At 72.1% G+C, this 21,110-nt stretch carries 17 protein-coding genes, 1 tRNA gene and 2 pseudogenes; 6 read left to right on the forward strand and 14 right to left on the reverse strand.

From position 1 onward, the window contains the following. The first annotated feature begins 105 nt into the window (after nt 1-105). On the forward strand, nt 106-537 hold the full coding sequence (locus ABD774_RS08260) for a septum formation family protein (RefSeq protein ID WP_345039720.1): 432 nt from the start codon (nt 106-108) through the stop codon (nt 535-537). Nucleotides 538-659: 122 nt separating this feature from the next. Here the strand turns inward: ABD774_RS08260 and pstB are convergent, their stop codons facing one another. The 10 genes from pstB to ABD774_RS08310 form a co-directional block, all read right to left on the reverse strand. Then, nucleotides 660-1,439 carry a phosphate ABC transporter ATP-binding protein PstB gene (gene pstB, locus ABD774_RS08265; protein ID WP_345039722.1) on the reverse strand — a complete coding sequence of 260 codons (780 nt, stop codon included), beginning with the start codon at nt 1,437-1,439 and terminating at the stop codon, nt 660-662. 90 nt (nt 1,440-1,529) lie between these two features. Then, on the reverse strand, nt 1,530-2,576 hold the full coding sequence (gene pstA, locus ABD774_RS08270) for a phosphate ABC transporter permease PstA (RefSeq protein ID WP_345039725.1): 1,047 nt from the start codon (nt 2,574-2,576) through the stop codon (nt 1,530-1,532). Next, on the reverse strand, nt 2,576-3,559 hold the full coding sequence (gene pstC, locus ABD774_RS08275; protein WP_425554511.1) for a phosphate ABC transporter permease subunit PstC: 984 nt from the start codon (nt 3,557-3,559) through the stop codon (nt 2,576-2,578). The genes pstA and pstC overlap by 1 nt, the downstream gene beginning before the upstream one ends. Before the next feature lie 227 nt (nt 3,560-3,786). Beyond that, entirely contained in the window at nt 3,787-4,875 is a 1,089-nt protein-coding gene (locus tag ABD774_RS08280; RefSeq protein ID WP_345039728.1) for a phosphate ABC transporter substrate-binding protein PstS, read from the reverse strand. Nucleotides 4,876-5,028: 153 nt separating this feature from the next. Next, nucleotides 5,029-6,165 (reverse strand): phosphate ABC transporter substrate-binding protein PstS, encoded by a 1,137-nt coding sequence (gene pstS / locus ABD774_RS08285; RefSeq protein ID WP_345039730.1) that lies wholly within the window; start codon nt 6,163-6,165, stop codon nt 5,029-5,031. Nucleotides 6,166-6,351: 186 nt separating this feature from the next. After that, entirely contained in the window at nt 6,352-7,320 is a 969-nt protein-coding gene (locus tag ABD774_RS08290; protein ID WP_345039733.1) for an NUDIX hydrolase, read from the reverse strand. After that, the gene (locus ABD774_RS08295) at nt 7,317-9,794 is read right to left on the reverse strand and encodes an RNA degradosome polyphosphate kinase (protein ID WP_345039735.1); all 2,478 of its coding nucleotides are present in this window, start codon (nt 9,792-9,794) and stop codon (nt 7,317-7,319) included. The genes ABD774_RS08290 and ABD774_RS08295 overlap by 4 nt, the downstream gene beginning before the upstream one ends. Before the next feature lie 71 nt (nt 9,795-9,865). Continuing rightward, nucleotides 9,866-10,813 carry a mycothiol synthase gene (gene mshD / locus ABD774_RS08300; protein ID WP_345039738.1) on the reverse strand — a complete coding sequence of 316 codons (948 nt, stop codon included), beginning with the start codon at nt 10,811-10,813 and terminating at the stop codon, nt 9,866-9,868. A 190-nt stretch (nt 10,814-11,003) separates the two neighbouring features. After that, nucleotides 11,004-12,995, reverse strand: coding sequence for an acyl-CoA dehydrogenase family protein (locus ABD774_RS08305; protein ID WP_345039740.1), 1,992 nt, complete (start codon nt 12,993-12,995; stop codon nt 11,004-11,006). A 78-nt stretch (nt 12,996-13,073) separates the two neighbouring features. Then, entirely contained in the window at nt 13,074-13,706 is a 633-nt protein-coding gene (locus ABD774_RS08310) for a hypothetical protein (RefSeq protein WP_345039742.1), read from the reverse strand. A 192-nt stretch (nt 13,707-13,898) separates the two neighbouring features. Here ABD774_RS08310 and ABD774_RS08315 point away from each other — a divergent pair. Beyond that, nucleotides 13,899-13,971, forward strand: a tRNA-Lys gene (locus ABD774_RS08315). Nucleotides 13,972-14,170: 199 nt separating this feature from the next. Here the strand turns inward: ABD774_RS08315 and ABD774_RS21680 are convergent. Beyond that, a pseudogene (locus tag ABD774_RS21680) lies at nt 14,171-15,235 on the reverse strand (tyrosine-type recombinase/integrase); the annotation flags it as partial. A 585-nt stretch (nt 15,236-15,820) separates the two neighbouring features. Here ABD774_RS21680 and ABD774_RS08320 point away from each other — a divergent pair. Further along, nucleotides 15,821-16,438 carry a hypothetical protein gene (locus tag ABD774_RS08320; RefSeq protein WP_345039744.1) on the forward strand — a complete coding sequence of 206 codons (618 nt, stop codon included), beginning with the start codon at nt 15,821-15,823 and terminating at the stop codon, nt 16,436-16,438. 262 nt (nt 16,439-16,700) lie between these two features. On the opposite strand, the gene ABD774_RS08325 is transcribed toward ABD774_RS08320, so the two are convergent. The 3 genes from ABD774_RS08325 to ABD774_RS08335 are packed head-to-tail and all read right to left on the reverse strand — an operon-like array spanning nt 16,701 to nt 19,518. Beyond that, complete coding sequence (locus tag ABD774_RS08325) at nt 16,701-17,876, reverse strand: hypothetical protein (RefSeq protein ID WP_345039747.1); 1,176 nt, start codon at nt 17,874-17,876, stop codon at nt 16,701-16,703. Then, the gene (locus ABD774_RS08330) at nt 17,873-18,763 is read right to left on the reverse strand and encodes a cytochrome c biogenesis CcdA family protein (protein WP_345039748.1); all 891 of its coding nucleotides are present in this window, start codon (nt 18,761-18,763) and stop codon (nt 17,873-17,875) included. The genes ABD774_RS08325 and ABD774_RS08330 overlap by 4 nt, the downstream gene beginning before the upstream one ends. A 5-nt stretch (nt 18,764-18,768) precedes the next feature. Further along, on the reverse strand, nt 18,769-19,518 hold the full coding sequence (locus ABD774_RS08335) for a DsbA family protein (protein ID WP_345039750.1): 750 nt from the start codon (nt 19,516-19,518) through the stop codon (nt 18,769-18,771). A 108-nt stretch (nt 19,519-19,626) separates the two neighbouring features. Here ABD774_RS08335 and ABD774_RS08340 point away from each other — a divergent pair, with 108 nt between their 5' ends. From ABD774_RS08340 to ABD774_RS08350, 3 genes and pseudogenes are all read left to right on the forward strand, one after another. Then, the gene (locus ABD774_RS08340) at nt 19,627-20,175 is read left to right on the forward strand and encodes a hypothetical protein (protein ID WP_345039752.1); all 549 of its coding nucleotides are present in this window, start codon (nt 19,627-19,629) and stop codon (nt 20,173-20,175) included. Continuing rightward, nucleotides 20,168-20,563, forward strand: a complete 396-nt coding sequence (locus tag ABD774_RS08345) for a BlaI/MecI/CopY family transcriptional regulator (RefSeq protein WP_345039754.1) — start codon at nt 20,168-20,170, stop codon at nt 20,561-20,563. Before ABD774_RS08340 ends, ABD774_RS08345 begins: the two co-directional genes overlap by 8 nt. Next, nucleotides 20,560-21,110, forward strand: a pseudogene (locus tag ABD774_RS08350) (M56 family metallopeptidase); the annotation flags it as partial. The gene ABD774_RS08345 and the pseudogene ABD774_RS08350, both read left to right, overlap by 4 nt.

Below are 21,110 nucleotides of genomic sequence, written 5' to 3' on the forward strand. Positions count from 1 at the left end.
CGAGCCCCGGTCGCACGCGCGGACGCGGTTCCGCGTGCCCGGCACCGCGGTCCGGCACTAGCGTGGTGGTGCGCACCGCCGCGAACGACCACACCGAGGAGCACCATGCGCGCCCGCATCGTCCCCGCCGTGGCCGCGGCGGCCCTGCTCCTCCCGGCCGGGTGCTCCCGGGGCGCGGAGGTCGTCGCTCTCGAGGTCGGCGACTGCCTCGACCAGTCGGAGCTGAAGGGCGCCGAGGTGACGCAGGTGGAGACCAAGCAGTGCACCGAGCCTCACGACGCCGAGGTCTTCGCCGCCGTCCGTCACGCCGGCGACGACGACTACCCCGGCCGCGCCGCGATCGAGGAGTTCGCCGAGAAGGAGTGCGCGGTCCGGTTCGAGGAGTTCGTCGGAGTGCCGTACGCGGAGTCGGAGATCTACTTCTCCACCCTCTCGCCCACGGAGGAGGGGTGGGTCCAGGCCGACGACCGCACCTCGCTGTGCATCCTGCTCTCCGAGACGCCGGTCAGCGAGTCGCTGCGGGGCGCCGCCCGCTGAGCACGGGACCGTCCGGGCGAGGGACAGTCTGAGCCGGGGAACGGCTCAGCCAGGGACCGGCCGGGCAGCGGCCGCACACGAGAGAGGGGCCCCGAGGGGCCCCTCTCGTCAGTCGTGCCGGCTCACCCGAAGCGGCCGGAGATGTAGTCCTCGGTGTCCTTCACGGACGGCGAGGAGAACATCTTCTCGGTGTCGTCCATCTCGATGAGGTGGCCCGGCTTGCCGGTGCCGGCGATGTTGAAGAAGCCGGTCCGGTCGGAGACGCGGGCGGCCTGCTGCATGTTGTGGGTCACGATGACGATGGTGTACTCGTCCTTCAGCTCGGCCATGAGGTCCTCGATGGCCAGCGTCGAGATCGGGTCCAGGGCCGAGCAGGGCTCGTCCATGAGGAGCACCTGCGGCTTGACCGCGATCGCACGCGCGATGCACAGCCGCTGCTGCTGACCGCCGGAGAGGGACGAGCCGGGCCGGTCGAGGCGGTCCTTCACCTCGTTCCACAGGTTCGCGCCCCGGAGCGACTCCTCGACCAGGGCCTCGGCCTCGGACTTCTTGATGCGGTTGTTGTTGAGCTTGACCCCGGCGAGCACGTTGTCCGCGATGGACATCGTGGGGAACGGGTTCGGCCGCTGGAAGACCATGCCGACCTGACGGCGCACCTGCACCGGGTCGACGTCCGAGGCGTAGAGGTTCTGCCCGTCCATGAGGGCCTCGCCCTCGACGCGGGCGCCCGGGATGACCTCGTGCATGCGGTTGAGCGTGCGCAGGAACGTGGACTTGCCGCAGCCCGAGGGGCCGATCAGCGCGGTGACGGAGCGCGGCTCGATGGTCATGTTGACGCCCTCGACCGCGAGGAAGTCCCCGTAGTAGACGTTGAGGTCCTTGACGTCGATGCGCTTAGACATGGGGGTTCCTTCCGGGGCCGGCGGCGCGGCCCGCGCTGGCGGGGCGGAGGGGGCGGGGGTGGCGCGCGGGGCGGTGCGCGGCAGGCCGGGTCACGAGATGCCCTTCGGGGAGAAGTACCGGCTCACCAGGCGGGCGACGAGGTTGAGCAGCATGACGATCGCCACGAGGGTCAGGGCGGCCGCCCAGGCACGCTCGACGCCGACGCCGCCCTGGGCGTACTGGCGGTAGGCGAACACGGGCAGGGTGGCCATCCGGCCCTCGAACGGGTCGTTGTTGGTGGTGGCGATGATGCCCGTGGTCATCAGCAGCGGGGCCGTCTCGCCGATCACGCGGGCGATGGCGATCATCACGCCGGTCGTGATGCCGGCGATGGCGGTGCGCAGCACGACCTTGACCACGGTGAGCCACTTCGGCACGCCGAGGGCGTAGGACGCCTCGCGCAGCTCGTTGGGGACGAGTCGGAGCATCTCCTCCACCGAGCGCACGACCACCGGGGTCATGAGGACGGCGAGGGCGATGGCGCCCATGAAGGCGGACCGGTACGCCGGCCCGACGATGATGGTGAAGAAGGCGAAGGCGAAGAGGCCGGCGACGATCGAGGGGATGCCGGTCATGACGTCCACGAGGATCGTGATCGCCCGCGCGAGGCGGCCCTTGCCGTACTCGACGAGATAGATCGCGGTGAAGATGCCCAGCGGGATGGAGATCAGCGAGGCGATGCCGGTCACCCAGAGGGTGCCGATGATCGCGTGGAGGGCCCCGCCCTCGCGCATGTCACCGAAGATGCCGGTCATGTCCGTCGTCAGGAAGTCCCAGCTCATCAGGGACGCGCCCTTGGCGAGGACGATCCACACCAGCGAGACGAGGGGGATCATCGCCAGGATGAACGCCCCCGTGACCAGGGACGTGGCGAGGCGGTCCTTCGCGCGGCGCGGACCCTCGACGGCGCGAGACGCGGCCCAGACGGCGACGACGAACAGGATGCCGCCGACGAGCGCCACCGACGCGACGGTCGGCTCCGAGACGACGGTGAGGAGCAGGAACGCGGCGGCGAAGGCGCCGGCGAGGATCGCCCAGGGCGCCCACCTCGGCAGGTGGCCGGCGTGCTGGAGCACGGGTGCGGTGGTGGTGGTCATCAGTTCGCTCCCGAGAACTCGGCGCGTCGGGCGATGATCCAGCGGGCGAGCAGGTTCACGCCGAAGGTGATGGCGAAGAGGGCGAGCCCGGTCGCGATGAGCACGTCAGCACCCAGGCCCGAGGCCTCCGGGAACTGGTTCGCGATGTTCGCGGCGATCGACTGGTGCTGGCCGGGCTTGAGCAGGTAGAAGTTGATGAGGAACCCGGGCGACAGGATCATCAGGACGGCCATCGTCTCGCCGAGCGCACGGCCGAGGCCCAGCATCGACGCGCTGATGATGCCCGAGCGGCCGAACGGGAAGACAGCCATCCGGATCATCTCCCAGCGCGTGGAGCCCAGCGCCAGGGAGGCCTCCTCGTGCAGGCGCGGGGTCTGGAGGAAGACCTCCCGGATGGTGGCGGTGATGATCGGCAGGATCATCACGGCCAGCACGATGCCCGCGGACATGATGTTCTTCGCCGGCGCCTGGAAGTCCGCGAACAGCGGGATGAACCCCAGGGTGCCGGACAGCCACGCGAAGAACGGCTGGAGCTGGGGGACGAGCCAGGACATCCCCCACATGCCGTAGACCACGGACGGGATCGCGGCGAGCAGGTCCACCATGTAGCCCAGTCCCTGTGCGGCGCGCCGTGGTGCGTAGTGCGAGATGAACAGCGCGATGGCGATGCTCAGGGGCACCGCGATGATCAGCGCGATCACCGAGGAGAGCAGGGTCCCGAAGATCAGCGGGGCGATGTAGGCCCACAGGCCCTTGCCCTGCATGAACCCGACGGTGTCGTACTCCTCCTGCGAGGCCGTGATCGCGGGCCACGACCGCAGGATGAGGAACCCCGCGACCGCCGCCAGGATGATGAGGATGGTGATGCCGGCGCCGGTGGAGACTCCGGCGAAGATCTTGTTCCCCAGTCGGCCGGGCGCGTCGCTCAGCCGGGGGGCCGGGGCGCGCCCGGGCGGGGCGTCAGGAGTGGTGACGGTTGCCACGGGTCCTCCGGGGGTAGCGGTTCGGGGGTCAGCGGTACGAAAGGACCGTGTCGGAGCCTGCACTGGGGGCTGCAGGCGACTGCGGGTTCACGACAGCCGACGCCCTGCACCTTAGGCATGGCCGGTGTCCGTGAGGCAGGCGAAAGGTGAACGGACGGTGAACTGGGCCTGTCGTCTCCCTCACAGGCGTCCGCGATCCGGTACGTCGCACGGTCCCCGGGCCCCGCTCAGGCGACCGTGATCTGGTCGATCGCGGCGGTGACCTTCGCGCGCAGGTCCTCGGAGATCGGGGCGGATCCCGCGACGGAGGGGTCGGCGGTCCGTGCCTGTCCCTCCTCGGAGGCGATGTAGCCGAGCAGGGCCTTGACGTTCTCGACGTCCTGCTCGGACTCGTAGCGCGAGCAGGCGATCGTGTAGGAGATCAGCACGATCGGGTAGGTGCCCGATTCGGAGGTGTCGCGGGCCAGGTCGATGGTCAGCTGCAGGTCCGTCGCGCCCTCCGCCGGCGGCGAGACGTCGACGACGGCGGCCGCGGCCTCGGGCGAGAAGGGAACGAACTCCTCCCCCACCCCGACGGCGACGGTCCCGAGGTCGTCGGGGACCTGGGCCGCGTCGACGTAGCCGATGGTCCCCTCGGCCGCCTGCATCGTGGTCACGACGCCGGAGGTCTGGGTGCCGGACTGGGTGCCGGAGATCGGCCAGGTCTCGCCCGGCTCGTGCGGCCACGCGTCGCCGGCCGCCTCGGCGAGGTACTCGGTGAAGTTCTCCGTCGTGCCCGAGTCGTCGGAGCGGTTGACCGGCACGATCTCCGTGGCGGGGAGCTCGACGTCGGGATTCGACTCGGCGATGGCGGGGTCGTCCCACGTGGCGATGTCCCCGTCGAAGATCCTGGCGAGCGTCTCCGGCGTGAGGTTGAGGTGCTCGGCGTCCAGACCGGGGAGGTTGTACGCCACGGCGATCGGGGAGATGTACAGCGGCAGCTCGACGACCTCGCCGCCGAAGCACCGGTCGCGCCCCTTCTCGAGCTCCTCCTCGCTCATGGCGGCGTCGGAACCGGCGAAGAGGATGGCGCTGTTGAGGAACATCTCCCGGCCGGTGCCCGAGCCGACGGGGTCGTAGGAGACCAGTACCCCCGGGTGCGCGTCGTTCATCCCGGCGAGCCAGGCGGTCATGGCGACCTCCTGGGACGAGGCACCCGCACCCGGCAGGGAGCCGGACAGGCCCGATCCGCCGTCGTCGGCGCCGCACGCCGCCAGCGGGAGAGCGAGGATGCACGCGGTCACCGCGATCCCGGCCCTCCGAGATGGTGCCCGCACGTGGTTCCTCCTGAGGTCAGCGCTTCATGCCGCGCCACACTCTAGGCGGACGGATGTGCCTGGACCATTCCGGGCCGGCACGGCGACGGGCGGGGCCGTCCGTACCGGGTTTCCCCGGCGGGACGACCCCGCCCGTGGCGGTGCGGATCAGCGTCAGGCGACGGAGATCTGCTCGATCGCGGCGGTGACCTTGGTGCGCAGGTCCTCGGAGATCGGGGCCGAACCGGCGACCGACGGGTCGGCGGCGCGCTGCTGGCCCTCCTCGGACGCGATGTAGGTCAGCAGGGCCTTGACGTTGTTGGCGTCCTGCTCCGACTCGTACAGCGAGCAGGCCATCGTGTAGGAGACCAGGACGATCGGGTAGGCGCCCGACTCCTCGGTGTCGCGGGCCAGGTCGATGGTCAGGCGAAGGTCGGTGGCGTCCTCGGCGGCCGGGGAGGCGTCGACGACGGCCGCGGCGGCCTCGGGGGAGAACGGCACGAACTCCTCGCCCACGCCGACGGCCACGGTGCCGAAGCCCTCGGGCACCTGGGAGGCGTCGAGGTAGGCGATGGTGCCCTCGGCGGCCTCGAGCGTCGAGACGACGCCGGAGGTCTGGGCGCCGGACTGGGTGCCGGAGATCGGCCAGGTCTCGCTGGCCTCGTGCGGCCAGGCGTCGCCCGCGGCGGCGGCGAGGTACTCGGTGAAGTTCTCCGTGGTGCCGGAGTCGTCGGAGCGGTTGACCGGGACGATGTCCAGGTCGGGCAGCTCGACGTCGGGGTTCGTCTCGGCGATGGCCGGGTCGTTCCACTTGGTGATGTCGCCGTTGAAGATCGCGGCGAGGGTCTCCGGCTGCAGGTCGAGGTTCTCCGCCTCGACGCCGGGCAGGTTGTAGGCCACGGCGATCGGGGAGATGTACAGCGGCAGCTCCACGACCTCGCCGCCGTAGCAGCGCTCGGCGCCGGCGGCCAGCTCCTCCTCGTCGAACTTCGAGTCGGTGCCGCCGAACAGGGTGGCGCCGTTGATGAACTGCTCGCGGCCGGTGCCGGACCCGACCGGGTCGTAGGAGGCCTGCACGTCGGGGTACTGCTCGGTGAAACCGGCCAGCCAGCCGTTCATCGCGTTCTCCTGCGACGACGCACCGGCGCCGGGCAGCGTGCCGGAGAGCTCGGCGGCGGCGGCCGTGTCCTCGCCGCCGGCCTCGGTGTTCTCGTCGGCCTCGCTGCCGCCACAGGCCGCAAGGGTGATCGCCAGAGCGCTGATTGCGGCAACTCCCGCCAGACGGCGGCTACCTGCAAGCTTCACGGTCATTCCATCCTCTGTCTCGGTGGGCCGGAACCAGGGCGCCCGACCAGCTCTGACCGTAGGGAGGCAGGGTGTCCGCGATGCGGTCGGACGGTGAACGGTGGATGAACATGGGTTGTTCATTCCGTCACAGTTCAGCAACGGTCACCGGAGGCAGGACGGCCGGAATACCGCCAGGTTCTGCGCGCACCGTCAGGACGGTGCGCGGTGCTTCTCGAGGGCTGCGACGACGGCGCTGCGCCCCGGCCGCTTCGCCACGTGGACCACGAGGATCTCCGCCGTGCGCAGCCACGGGTCCGACTCCGGGACCTGCTTCATGATGCGGTGGGGGGACCGCTCGGCGATCTGCGCCACGACGGTGGGGAGCACCGGCCGGTGGGTGCAGATGGCGACCGGCACGTCCCGGGTGGTCAGCTCTCGGCGGACGAGCTCCTTGACGGGCTTCGGCTTCTTCTCGTGCGCGGCCTCGGTCAGCTCGGGCCGCAGCTCGGCGCCGATGCCCGTGGCCTCGAGGTAGGGGCGCACCGTCGCGGCGCAGCGCTCCCAGGGGGAGGTCATGACCTCCTCCACGCCGTAGGCCGTCAGCAGCGGCACGAGGTTCGCGGCCTGGACCTGACCGGCAGGGGTGAGCGGGCGCGTCGCCTCGCCGCCCTTCCAGGCGGAGCGCTTCCGGGCGCGCGCGTGCCGGACCACGATCATGGTCCACGTCCGCAGGCGCTCGTCCTTCCACTGGTCCAGGAGGGCCCACAGCGGGTCGCGGTCGTGGGGGTAGGTGAGCACCTTGGCCGCCTGGCCCGCGTCGACCCAGCGGACGCCGTCGATCTCGGAGAGCCGCGCCGGGGCGACGTCCCCGCGGCCGTTGCGGCTCTGCGACTCCTCGTACAGCTCCTGCGCCGCCCAGTAGCGCGTGACCTTGGTCCGGCCGTCCTCGAGGCGATGGCGCACCGTGGGCAGCGGCTGGCCGAGCGCCGCGTGGACGCCGGTCTCCTCCGCGACCTCGCGGGCCGCGCACTCGACCAGGGTCTCCCCCGGCTCGAGCTTGCCCTTGGGCCACGCCCAGTCGTCGTACCGGGGACGGTGGACGAGGAGCACCTCGAGCTTGCGGTTGCGGACCCGCCACACGACCGCGCCGGCGGCCTGGACGTCGGGCCGGCTCGTCACCGGGAGGCCACCACGCGACGCCGTGCCCGCGCCATGAGCATCTCCTGGATGTCCTCGAGCCGCTCACCGTCGGGCCCGTGGCTCACGCGGTGCCACCCGTCCCGCTCCAGGTGCCAGGTGGAGGTGGTCTCGGCCATGGAGGTCTCGAGGAGCTGGACGAGGAAGTCGATCTGCCCCTGGTCCGCGATCCGGATCAGGGCCTCGACGCGGCGGTCGAGGTTGCGGTGCATGAGGTCCGCGGAGCCGATCCAGACCTCGGGGTCCCCGGCGTTGCCGAAGGCGAAGATGCGCGCGTGCTCGAGGAAGCGGCCAAGGATGGACCGGACCCTGATGTTCTCGCTCAGCCCCGGCACCCCGGCGCGCAGCGCGCAGATGCCCCGCACCACGATGTCGACCGGCACCCCGGCCTGGCTGGCCCGGTACAGCGCGTCGATGATCTTCTCGTCGACGATGGAGTTCATCTTGAACTTCACCCACGCGGGCCGGCCCTCGCGGTGGTTGACGATCTCCCGCTCGATCCGCTCGATCAGGCCGCTGCGGACCGAGCGCGGCGCGACGAGCAGCCGGTGGAACCGGGTGCGCGGCGCGTAGCCGGAGAGCTGGTTGAACAGCCGGGTGAGGTCCTGGCCGACGTCCCGGTCGCAGGTCAGCAGGCCGAGGTCCTCGTAGCCGCGGGCCGTCTTGGGGTGGTAGTTGCCCGTGCCGACGTGGCAGTAGCGGCGCAGCCCCTCCTGCTCCTGCCGGACCACCAGGCAGAGCTTGGCGTGGGTCTTCAGGCCGACGATCCCGTACACCACGTGCACGCCCGCCTGCTCGAGCTTGCGCGCCCAGGTGATGTTGGCGGCCTCGTCGAACCGGGCCTTGATCTCGACGATCGCCAGGACCTGCTTGCCCGCCCTCGCGGCGTCGATGAGGGCGTCCACGATCGGGGAGTCGCCGGAGGTGCGGTACAGGGTCTGCTTGATGGCGAGCACCCGCGGGTCCGCCGCCGCCTGGGAGATGAACTGCTGCACCGACGTCGAGAACGAGTCGTACGGGTGGTGCAGGAGGATGTCCCGCTCGCGGATCGCGGCGAAGAAGTCGGTCGGGCTGGCGGACTCGACCTCGGCGAGCCCCTGGGCGGTCACCGGCACGAACTTCGGGTACTTCAGGGCGGGCCGGTCGAGGTCGTGGATGACGTTCAGGCCCGTCAGGTCCAGCGGCGCGGCCAGGTGGAACACTTCCTGGTCGACCACCCCGAGCTCGCGCTTGAGCAGGTCGAGGACGTGCGGGCTGATGCCCTCGGCCACCTCCAGGCGCACGGCCGGCCCGAAGCGGCGCCGCATGAGCTCCTTCTCCAGCGCCTTGAGGAGGTTCTCGGCGTCGTCCTCCTCGACCTCGACGTCCTCGTTGCGGGTGACGCGGAAGGTGTGGTGCTCGACGATCTCCATCCCCGGGAACAGCGTGTCGAGGTGGTGGGCGATGATCTCCTCGAGCGGGACGAACGACGTGCGCCCGCCGGCGTCGGCCGGGACGTCCTCGGGCCGGTACGGCCGTCCCTCGGAGTCGACGGCGATGAAGCGCGGCAGCAGCGGCGGGACCTTCACCCGGGCGAAGTGCTCCTTGCCCGTGTTGGGGTTGCGCACGAGCACGGCGAGGTTGAGGGAGAGCCCGGAGATGTAGGGGAACGGGTGCGCCGGGTCCACCGCCAGCGGGGTGAGCACCGGGAAGATCTGCTTGCGGAAGAACTTGTGCAGGCGCTCCTGCTCGCTCTCGCTGAGCTCGTCCCAGTGGAGCAGGTGGATGCCCTCGTCCGCGAGCTTGGGCTGGACGTCCTCGGCGAAGACCCGCGCGTGGCGGTCGGCGAGCTCCTTGGCCCGGTGCGAGAGGGCGTCGAGCACCTGGCGGGGTGAGAGCCCGGAGGCCGCCGTCACCGCCATGCCGGTGGCGATGCGGCGCTTCAGGCCGGCCACGCGGACCATGTAGAACTCGTCGAGGTTCGAGGCGAAGATCGCCAGGAACCAGGCGCGCTCCAGGATCGGCACGTCCTGGTCCTCCGCCTGCTCCAGCACGCGCTCGTTGAAGGCGAGCCAGCTGAGCTCGCGGTCGGCGAAGCGGCCCTCCGGAAGGTCCGCCTCCCACGGCGGGAGGTCCTCCTCAGCGGCCTCCGCCTCGGCCTCCTCGACCTGGCGGGTCAGCGACGCCGAGGAGGCCGAGACGCCGGAGAGTACCCGGGCCATGGCACGTGCCTGGGCGGCGAGCTCGTCCTCGTCGTCGTCCTCGAGGCGCGCGAGCTCGTCGTCGTCCTCCAGGCCGTCGAGGCCGTCCTCATCGGCCAGCTGGGCGGCGAGGCTGCTGACGGGCGCGCCCGCCGGCACGGGGTCACCGACGTGGCCGGACGCGCCGTCCGAGAAGTGGTCGGTCACGCTCTCGCCCACCAGGGCGTCGTCCCGGCTCTGCTCGTCGTCCACGTCGATCTCCTCGGTGTTGCTCATGGATGAAATGGTGACACCGGAAGGTGTCCGGCGGGTGACGGCGGCCGGGCGGCCCGCGTCCGGCAGCCGCCTCACCGGTACTGGACGTCGGTGGCGACGCACCGGAACCCTTGCTTCTCGTACGTGCGGCGGGCCGCGGTGTTGTCGCCCTCGACGTACAGGGTGGCGCGCCGCAGCCCGCGCCGCGACATCTCGTCCAGCGCCCGGACGGTGAGCGCCGAGCCGAGGCCGCGGCCCTGCGCGGCCGGGTCGACGCCGAGGGCGTAGATCTCCCCCGAGTCCTCCCCCGGGACGGCCTTGACCCACATGGACGCGAGCAGGTCACGGCTGTCCGCCGCGGGCACGAGCCACAGCAGGGTGGGGTCGAACCAGTCCTCGGCCTCACGCGCGCGCAGGTCCGCGACGCTCATGCGGCCCTGCTCGGGGTGGTCGGCGAAGGCGCGGGCGTTGAGCCGCACCCAGGCCTCCTCGTCCGCGCCCACCCGGAACGTGCGGACGTCCGGGGCGGGAGACGTCGCGGCTGCCGGTGAGCCGGCGGGCCCGGCGCTCCCCCCGCCCGACGCGCCCGCCCGGCCGCGCCTCCACTCGGGCAGGTCCACGGCCATCTGGAGCAGCTCACGCACGCGCTCCATGCCGGCCGCGGCGGCCAGCGCGCGGGCGCCCGGCAGGTCGCCGTGCGCCCAGACCGCCACGCCCGGCGCGTGCGCGCGCACGGCGTCGAGGAGCGCCCGTCCGACGCCCCGGCCCCTGTGCTCGGGATGGACCGCCAGCTCGGCGCTCGCGCCCTCGGCGTCGACCTGGGCGTACCCGGCGGGCACGGCGCCGGCCTGCGCGGTCGGGTCGCCGACGAGCAGGTGGCGCACCGGCCGGACGGGGCTGCGGAGGTCGAGCAGCGTCTGCTCCGACAGCGCCGCCACGCCGTCCGCCGCGGCGACGGCGTCGGCGAGGGCGAGCACCTGCGCCACCGTCGCACCCTCCAGTCGGTCCGTGCCGATGACCGTCGCGTCCCCGTGTGCCATGCGCTCTATCTTGGCGCCTCCGGAACGCGGCCGCCGAGCGCGTCCGCCTGGGCATCCCTCTCCGGAGTCCCGTGCCGAGCAAGCGGTTCCGTGCCGAGCAACCGCGTTGAGACGCGCTTGCTCGGCACGGGAGCTCTTGCTCACCGCCGACAGGGACGTATCGGGTGCACGTCCTCCCGACAGAGGGTGGTCAGGGCCTGCCCGGGACGCTCGCCCCTCTCGTGGACGGAAGCATGCGGCGGGAGACGTCGGCCGCGCGGGCGGGCCCGGGCGTCGCGTCGGCGATCCACGGGCCGGTCCCCTCGGAGAGGTCGATGATGCCCGCCTCGGCCCAGAGGTGCTCGCCGTCGAGGACCTCCTTCGCCAGCACCTCGTCGGCGGCGTCGGTGTTCGTCCACAGCGCGTCGAAGAGACGCTCGACCGTCAGCCGCGAGCGCCGGCAGGCGGCGTCGGCGAGCCGCACGGCGGCGCGGCCGGTGGCGGCGTCGTCGTCCTCGAGCTGCATCTGGGCGCGGACGCACATCGCCGCCATGGCGAAGAGCTCCGCCCCGATGTCGACCACGCGCCCGAGGAAGCCCTGGCGCTTCTCGAGCCCGCCCTGCCAGCGGGCCATGCCGTAGAAGGTGGCGCGGGCCAGCTTGCGCGAGCTGCGCTCGACGAACCGCAGGTGGGTGGCCAGCGGGCCGTGCTCGGCGTACGACGTCGGCACCATGCCGGGACCGGTGAGCAGCTGCGGGAGCCACGTCGCGTAGAAGGCCCCGGCCCGGCCGGCCGCCCGCGCCTTGCCGGCGAGGTCGACGTCGGGATCGATGATGTCCCCCGCCACCGCGAGGTGGGCGTCGACCGCCTCGCGCGCGATGAGCAGGTGCATGATCTCTGACGAGCCCTCGAAGATGCGGTTGATGCGCAGGTCGCGGAGCACCTGCTCCACCGGGACCGCCCGCTCGCCCCGGGCGGCGAGGGACTCCGCCGTCTCGTAGCCGCGGCCGCCGCGGATCTGGACGAGCTCGTCGGCCACCTGCCACGCCCGTTCGGACGCGAAGAGCTTGGCGAGAGCCGCCTCGATCCGGATGTCGGTGCGGCCGGCGTCCGCCAGGTGCCCGGCGAGCTCGACGACGGCCTCCTGGGCGTACGTCGCCGTCGCCATGAAGGCGATCTTGTGGGCCACGGCGGCGTGCCGCCCGACCGGCCTGCCCCACTGGACCCGTGCGCCGGCCCACTCGCGGGCGATCTTCAGCGACCACTTCGAGGCTCCGACGCACAGGGCCGGGATGGACAGCCGCCCGGTGTTGAGCGTCGTCAGGGCGATCTTGAGACCCTGCCCCTCCCGACCGAGCACGTTCGCGCCCGGCACCCGCACCTGGTCGAACCTGGTCACCCCGTTCTCCAGGCCGCGCAGGCCCATGAAGGCGTTGCGGCGCTCCACCGTGATGCCGGGCGTGTCCGCCTCGACGACGAACGCGGTGATGCCGCCGCGGTGCCCCTCGGACGCGGGGACGCGTGCCATGACCACGAGGAGCTCGGCGACCACGCCGTTGGTGGACCAGAGCTTGACGCCGTCGAGGACGTAGTCGCCGTCCTCGGTGGGCGTGGCGGTGGTGTGCAGGCGGGCAGGGTCGGAGCCGACGTCGGGCTCGGTGAGCAGGAACGCCGAGATCGCGCCGGCGGCGCAGCGCGGCAGGTAGGCGCGCTTCTGCGCGTCCGTGCCGAACTGCTTCACCGGCTCCGGCACACCGATCGACTGGTGCGCCGAGATCAGCGCGCCGAGGGAGGGGTTGACCGTGCCGATGAGCACGAGGGCGCGGTTGTAGTGCACCTGCCCGAGCCCCAGGCCGCCGTACTCGGCGGGGATCTTGATCCCGAACGTGCCGATGGCGGCGAGCCCGGCGACCACCTCGTCCGGGATGCGGGCGTCACGCTCGATCGCCTGGGCGTCCACCGTGCGCAGGAACTCGGTGAGCCGCGCCAGGTAGGCGTCCCCTCGGGCCGCGAGCTCGGGCTCGGGCCGGGGGTGGGGCGTGATGAGATCGGGCCGGAAGCGCCCGAGGTAGAGCTCCTTCGCGAAGGAGGGCTGGGTCCAGCCGCTCTCGCGGGCGGCCTCGGCCACCTGCCGCGCCTCGCGCTCGGTGACCTTGTGGGTCCCGGACGCGCGTACGTCGTCGGACTGCCTCGTCGCAGTCATGTCTGCCTCCCCGCCCTCGTTGCCGGTACTGGCAGTATCACCTATTCGGGCGGCGAGGCAAGGACTTTCGGCACAGGATCAGTCGAGCCGGCCGGCGCGGTAGAGACCCGCCGCCTCCTCGAACTCCTCGGCGGTGGTGAGCAGCGCGCCCGCCCGCCGCGTCACCCGGAAGGCGAGGTCGTCGTCGTCCTCCTCGATCCAGTCCGCGTGCATGGCCGAGCCGGTGGCAAGGACCCGCAGGAACGCCGCGGCCCGCTCGAGCGCGACGGCGAGGTCGCCGTCGAAGAGACCGGAGAGGACCTTGTCGCAGACGTCGCTGACCTCGTCGGGGCCGGGCGGCTCGGCCACCCCGGCGACGGCCCCGGCGACCTCGGCCCGCTCGAGGCCGAGGCGGTAGCGGTCGGCGATCGCGGCGGGGTCGCGGCGGACCCACTCGCGCAGGAGGTACAGGCGCCACAGCGTGCCAGGCAGGGTGGTGTGCGGGCTGCGCGACCACAGCGCGGCGATGGCGTCGAGGCCCTCGGTGTCGACGAGCTGGACGAGGCGCCGGACGAGCTCGGCGTCCTCGGCGCCCTCCCGTCCTCCGCGGACGAGGGCCTGGGCGGAGGTGTGGGCGACCTCGGACCTGAGTGCCGGGTCCTCGTCACCCTCGATGAGCTCGGCCTGGGCCGGGTCGAGCATCGCCGGCCTGCGGAAACGTCGTTCGCTCATGACCCCTGCTCCCTCCCCCCTCGCGGGGCGTGCTCCGGGCGGTGACCTACCGGCCGGTTCGTGCCCCGACGCTACCCGCGTGGAGCGCGACAGTGCAGTCCAGGACGCGACCCTGTGACCGCGGCGGCCCGTGGTGTGCCGGTAACGTGTCCCACCGTCGCCCCTCGTCGGGCGGCCGGGGCGCGCGCCCCGGGGCCTCTAGCTCAATCGGCAGAGCAGCGGACTTTTAATCCGCGGGTTGTGGGTTCGATCCCCACGGGGCCCACCTCCTGACCTGCGGTTTCACCGTAAGTCGACGCCTTGAGAGACCTCATGTTGGGCCGAGTGGTCACGGAGTGGTCACGTACGGGTCGCCGGACGCGGCTCGCGGCCCGCTCCGCAGCGTCACGTCCGACGCCGGGCAGCAGGTGGGCGTAGGTGTCGACGGTGATCGCGATGCTCGAGTGTCCAAGGACCTTCGAGACCACGGCGATGTCCACTCCGTCGGCCAGCATGAGAGACGCCGCGCCGTGCCTGAGGTCGTGAAGCCGTACAGGGCGAAGGCCGGCCTTCTCCGCCAGGGCGGTGAACGCCTTGGTGACCGCATCCGGGGCCAGCGGTTCGCCGTTGGGCCGGGCGAACACCAGGTCGTGATCGGAGTAGGCGGTTCCCCACTCTGCACGGTCGAGGTCCTGGACGAGCCCGTGCGCCTCCAGCGCCTCGAGCGTTCGCGTCGCGAGCTCGATCACCCCTCCCTCGCGCCCCTCCGTCTTGGGTGAGCCGAACTGCCGGCCCTTGTGCACCGCCCCGCAGAACGGACACGGCTCCGGCGACGGCAGGCCAACGACCTGGCGGCGGACGACCAGCCGCCGACTCTTGACGTCGATGTCCGCCCAGCGCAAGCCGAGTGCCTCGCCACGCCTGAGCCCGGTAAAGGCGATCACCTCGAAGAGAGCACCCAGCGAATCCTGTGCAGCGACCTCCAGGAACGCGCCCAGCTCGTCCGGCTCCCACGGCGACACTCGCGGGCGCCGCGCAGCAGGCAGCTCGAGGTCCTGAGCAGCGTTCGTTGCCACCAGCCGCTTCCGCTTCGCCGAGGCGAGAGCTGACCGCAGCGTCGCCCGGATTCGCTGCACCGTCGACGGCGAGACAGGCCGGCCACGCTTCCCTCCGTCCTGCACGAGCCCACTCAGAGCGACCTCCACCTCCCCCGGCCCAAGGTCCCTGAGCCGCCGATGCCCGAAAAGCGGCACGAGGTAGTCGTCAATGTGCTGCCGGTACGACCGGGCCGTCGTCGGCTTGAGTCCCGCGGCGACCTTCTGCTCGAGCCACGTCTCGAGGTACCGCCCAACCGTCAGGCTCTGGTCGTACGCGAGGGTGCCATCGGCCTTGGACGCGGCAGCCTGAGCCAGCGCAACCTCCGCCTCCTTCTTCGTCCGGAACCCGCCCTTCTTGCTCTGCCGGCGGCGCCGCCAGGTGCCGTCGGCGCCAGGTCCGGGCCCAAGATCGAGGACGTAGTACCACGTGCCGTGGTCCTTCCGGCATGCCACCCGCCGCGCGCCCTGCCCCCCATTCGAAGGGCACGAGCACCTCTTGTAGACGCTCCCGTTCAACTCTTCGCCCTCTTCTCCATCTCGATCAGCAGTGGCCCCGGTTCTGCAGCACCCGCGCGCCCCGGCCTACCGGGGGCGAGCCACCCCGCCGCCCGGCAGGCGCGCACCCACCCCTTGGCAGTGTTCTGGTTCATCCCTCGCTGAGCACAGAGGCTCGCGTAATTTCCCTGCACCGCGAGGAAGTCCTGCGCGAAGGCCATCAATGGTGACCGCCTCGAGCACCACACCCAGGGGTTCTTCGTCGATCGGTCTGGCGCACCGGTGGGCGTCCGAGACGCGATCCGTGAAGCCCGAGATGCATACGGACTGAGCGGTGGTTGGGCACTCGCGTGAGTACCGGTTGGTGCGGTTGGTGCAGTGCCCAACGCGCGCGCACGCGGGGGCCGAGTGGTCGACGTCCCGCGCCGGTGTACTCACTGCGCACCGCGTGCCGGAGCACCGGATAGTCTTTCGCTGCCCATGACAAGCGACCGCGGGACTGACCCGCGTTGCGTCGGGTCGGTCTCGTTCCTGGAGACTTAGATGATCCTTCCTGCCGGCCCCCGCACCGTTGTCGTACTAGCCGCGCTGGTAGCGGCGCTCGGCCTACTCGCATACCCGGCCCACGTCTACATCGCGTACGGCGCCTACGACCGACTCCTCGATGGGCCGCTCGGGTGGCTGCTGCCCACTGCCACGGTCATCGGGATGACGACGCTGCTGGTCGAGGCGACGGTGTCGCGTGACCGGTCCTGGCGTGCTGCGTGGCGACGGAACGTCGCACTGGTCGTCACGTCGGTCCTGCCCGGCGTCGTGTGGGGCTGCACGGTTGACGTGCCAGAGCCCGTGCCGTTCTGGTTTCCGATCGTCTTCTTGTGCGGTTTCTGCCTGATCCTTCCGATGTCAACGCCGGTCGCGGCAGAGCTCTACTTCGACCCCAGGCTGCGGCAGAGGATGCGGCAGGCAATGCATTGGCCCGCTCGGCACCTCGAGGACGAGGCCGGCTGGCGGTGGCTCGCCGAAGCGTGCGCCAGGCACGGCCGACCGCTCACCGCCGAGACGCTGGTCGCTCTCTTCGACATGGAGGAGGGCGCCGCACGGCGGCGTGTCCGGCGCATCCACTCACCGTCGAGCGCAGATGAGGCGGCCAGGCACGGTTAGAGCGTGACCACGACGTGACCACGACCGTCCTGACCTGCAGGTTCACCCGTTGCATCGGATATGGAATCCGCTGCCCGCCCATGCCAGCGACGGTGGACCGGCCGGCGTCACGCCCGCCGGCGCAACTCTCCACGTCGGTGGAGCCGCTCCAACGCGCCGACCGGCGGTAGGGGTGCCGCTCTTGCCGATGTCCCGGTAGGACCGGGCCCAACGAGCTCGGGGCGGCGACAGAATCTGCACCGACGAGCCATGGAGCATTTGTCTACTCGCCCCCGACTGGTTGCGTGGTGACAAGCAGTAGCTCATTGAGTGGCACGACGGCGGCGCCGTCGGCGGAGAAGAGCGTAGGCACGGCGAGTGAGGCGCTGTCGCCGTAGACGGCGGCGTCCTCGCCGGTGGCGGCGTTGAGCACCTGGACGGCGTCGCCGACGCGGAGGTAGACCAGGACGCCGCCGACCCCGGCGAGGCTGACCTCACCGACGAGCTCACGCGTCCAGGAGGTGCCCTCGGCCGTACGTCCGGTGATGACCGAACCGGCACGTGTGACGACCGTGCCGGTGGCCGGGTCCTGGCGCGCGTCCTGCGCGTCGGTGGCCAGGACCGTGCCGTCGGTGAGGTCGACGAGCGCCCCGCTCTCGGCACCGGCCGGCCCGACCAGGGCGGTGCCCTCGGGCGGTCGGGCGCCGGCCACGGAGGTCACGCCGCTCCCGTCGGGGATCCCGGCGTCGGTGAGCGGTCGCGTCCACCTCTCCTCACCGTCCGGGCCGGTGGCGGTGAGAGTCCCGTCGGCGCTAGTCAGGACCACGCCGTCATACTCCCCGACGACCGCGGTACCGCGCTGGTCCGCCTCGTCCACCACGGTGGCACCGGTGGCCGGATCGAGCGCGACCCGTGGCCCGGTCTCGCCGACCGCCGCGCGCGGCGCGGACGCGGAGAAGACGAGGCCCGGACCGTGATGGGGGCCGGGGACGTCGACCGGTCCCCAGAGACGAGCACCGGTGGCGAGGTCGTAGGCGGTCGCGGTGGTCTGGGCGACGGCGTCCTCGGTGCTCTCCAGGTCGGTCAGGACGGCGACGGGACGGTCACCGACGCGGCTGAGGGCGAACCCCGTGCACGACGGCGGACGCTCGGCCTCCCACAGGACGGTGCCCTCGCTGTCGGTCGCGATGAACCGCAGCGGGTCCTCGGGCTCCTCCGGCGAGCGGATCCCCAGGAAGATCCCATCGTGCTCGAGCGGTGGCTCGGTCCACCCGGTGGCGACCACCTCGAAGGGGGCGAGGGGGTGCGGCAGGCTCTGCGGGCTGACCTTGGAGCTTTCTGCGGGCTCGTCCACCGCGACCGGGGTCGGGTCGACCTGGACCGGTTCCGGCTCCGTCGCGCAGCCTGCGATCACGGCGAGGAGCACACCGGCGGCCGCAGCGGTCCGGGCGGGCCTCACGAGGCGACCTCCTCGTCGACGTCTCGCTCGGCGGCCGGCGACCCCGAGGGGGCGGCGGCGCGGCCACCGCCCCGCCGCCGCCATGCCCACACGCCGAGCACGGCGAGGGCCGCGACGACGATGAGAAGGGGCTCCGGCACCGCGGCGGACACGGACAGCACCGTGGTCTGGAGGCTGCCCAGCAGGGTGGCCGGCAGGAGCTCGGGCAGGGCTGCCATGCCGTTGGTGGTGACGAAGACGATGCCGACGGCCACCAGGACGACGCCGGTGATCACGGACGTGGTGTGGAGCCGGAGCCGCCCGACCTGCACCTGGCGTCCGCGCAGGCGCGCCCGGCCGGCGGCGTCGAGGCGGTTCCACAGTGCCGCGAGCCCGAGCAGGGGGATCACCATCCCGGCGCCGTACACGGCCAGCATCGTGCCGGCGACCACGAGGGACTCTTCCGTCGCGGCCATGGTGAGCACGGCGCCGAGGATCGGTCCCGAGCAGAACCCCGCGACGCCGGAGACGCCGCCGAGCAGGAAGGACCGCAGCAGGCCGGACTGCCGGGGGGCGGTGGTCTGCACGGTCCGGACGCCGGGCAGCAGCTTGGCCAGGTCGAAGCCGATGCCGAAGATCTGGAGGACGCCGAAGACGATGATGAGCCAGCCGGCGCCGGTGATGAGGAGGTCGCGGTGCGTGGTGACCAGCGACCCGGCGAGGGAGGCGCCGAGGCCGAGCGGGACGAGCAGGGTGGCCAGGCCGAGGAAGAAGACGGTGCCGTGGCCGAGCAGGCGGGCCCCCGCCCCGGCCGTCGAGGCGAAGAACGCGGGCAGCAGGAGCGCCCCGCACGGGCTCAGGAGTGCGAGCGTGCCGCCGAGGAACGCGGCGAGGAGGGTCAGCTCCACTGCGCTCAGCCCTGCGCCTTGGCCAGCGCGTCGTCGAGGGTCTCGACGAAGACCTCGGTGGGCTGGGCACCCAGGATCGGGGTGCCGCCGAGGAGGAAGGCGGGGGTGGAGTAGACCCCGAGCGACGCAGCCTCGTCCTGGTTCTTCGCCACCGCGGCGGCAGTCTCCTCGGAGCGCATGTCGGTGGCGAAACGCTCGGTGTCGAGGCCGAGCTCGCCGGCCAGCTCGATGAGGGACTCCTCGTCGAGCTCGCTGGCCGGTCGCTTCTCGCCGCCCTCGAACAGCGCGTCGTGGTACTCGACGTACCGGTCCTGCAGGCCAGCGGCGTAAGCGGCTCGGGCGGAGGTGAGGGAGGCCTCGCCGAAGACGTTGATGTCGCGCCACTCGATGCGCAGGTCGCCGGCCTCGGCGCGCTCGAGCATCGTCGGCTGCGTCTGCTCGCTCCACATGGCGCAGTACGGGCACTGGAAGTCCGAGTACATGACGAGGCTCACGGGGGCGTCGACCGGGCCGGCCGCCATGGGATCGGCCGGGTCGCGGCGAGCCATGTCCGGCAGCGCCTGCTGCTCGGGCTCCACGACCTCGGCGACCGGGCCCTCCGCCGAGCCGCCCGGCTCCGCGGCCGTTCCGGCGTCAGAGTCCTCCCCGCCGCGAGCCACCAGCGAGACGGCGACGAGGACAGCGGCCACGAGTGCCACGAGAACGGGGACGAGCCAGGCCGGCCTGCGCGCGGACGAGGTGGAGGAGGAGGGCATGAACGGGCCTCTCGGATCGGTTCGGGGTGGCGGTCACGCGGGACGTCTGTGACGGAGGGACCATGCTACTAACTGACGTAGTAGTGATCTATGCGGCATAGTAGACACATGACCGCTCGATCGACCAGCCTGCGCCGGCTGACGTCCTCCGCCCGCAGCACCGGAACGCTCGCCGTCGCCGCCCTGCAGATGTGGTCCGCACGTCAGGTCCTGGCCGCCGTCGCCGCCACCGTGGTGGTGGCGGTGACGATCGGCGTGCCGACCGTCCTGATCCCGAACCCCGTCTTCGGTCGCGAGATTCCCGTGGAGCCGTGGAGCTACCCGGTGTGGGTGCTCACGTCCGTGCTCGCCGGCCTGCTGGTGGCCACCTACGTCCGCCCCCGCGGGACGACGAAGCCGGCCGAGACCCCTCCGGTCGACGGTGAGCGCGCGAGCCGGGCCGGCATGGCGGGCGGGCTCCTGACCTGGTTCGCCGTGGGATGCCCGGTGTGCAACAAGATCGTGCTGCTGACCCTCGGCTACACCGGTGCCCTGACCTGGTTCGCCCCTGTCCAGCCGGTGCTCGCGGCGGCCGGGCTGGCTCTCACGGCCGCGGCGCTCCTCGTGCGGCTGCGCGGCCAGGTCGCGTGCCCCCTTCCGGCGGTGGCGCGTGGCTGAGGCGCACCTCCCCCGGCTCGGCACGCTCGAGAAGGAGGTCATGGAGATCCTCTGGGACTGCCCGACCGAGCTGTGCACGCGCGACGTGCTGGAGCAGACCTCCCAGACCCTCGCCTACACCACCATCGCCACCGTCCTGAACAACCTCACCAGGAAGGGGCTGGTGGAGCGCGTGCCGGCCGGCCGAACTTGGGCGTACCGCCCGCTGCACGACCGCGGCGAGTACGTCGCCGGCCTCATGACGGAGGCCCTGACCTCCAGCACCGACCGCCAGGCCTCCCTGCTGCACTTCGTCGAGTCGATGTCCGAGGGTGACGTCGCGCTCCTGCGCAGCCTTCTCTCCGACGGCGGAACCGGCCCGGGCACCGTCGGGGCGACGACGTCGTGACGGCGTTGACCGCCGCCGCAGCGCTGACGACGCTCCTTCTGGTCGGGGCCACCGCGGGTCCGGTCCTTCTCGGTCGGCTGGCCCCGGCGCTGAGCGCACACCCCCGGTGGGGCATGGCGTTGTGGGCCTCCTCGGCGGTGCTGTGGGTGCTGGGGCTGCTCAGCGTCGGACCGCTGCTCGCGTGGACGGTCGCCGGCCCCGGCCTTCCGGGTGCCGCCGGCACGGTGTGCCGGCGCTGCCTCACGGCGGCCAACCCCTTCGCGTCGGTACCGGGATGGACGACGCAGGTGCTCCCGACCTACCTGCTTCTCCTCGTCCCCGCCGCCGTCACGGTCGTGCTGCTGGGGTACGCGGCAGCGCGTCTGAGCACGCAACGCCGGGAGCTGCGCCGCCAGCTGCGCACGCTCGCCGCCGTGGCCGAGCTGCGCCAGGTGCAGGGCACCGCGGCGTGGGTCGTCCCCTCGGCCGAGCGGACCGCCTACGCCCTGCCCCGCCGGCGCGACGGCATCGTCGTGACCCAGGGCACGCTCGACGGCCTGGACGAGGA

This window comes from Georgenia daeguensis (assembly GCF_039537705.1).
Lineage (GTDB): Bacteria > Actinomycetota > Actinomycetes > Actinomycetales > Actinomycetaceae > Georgenia > Georgenia daeguensis.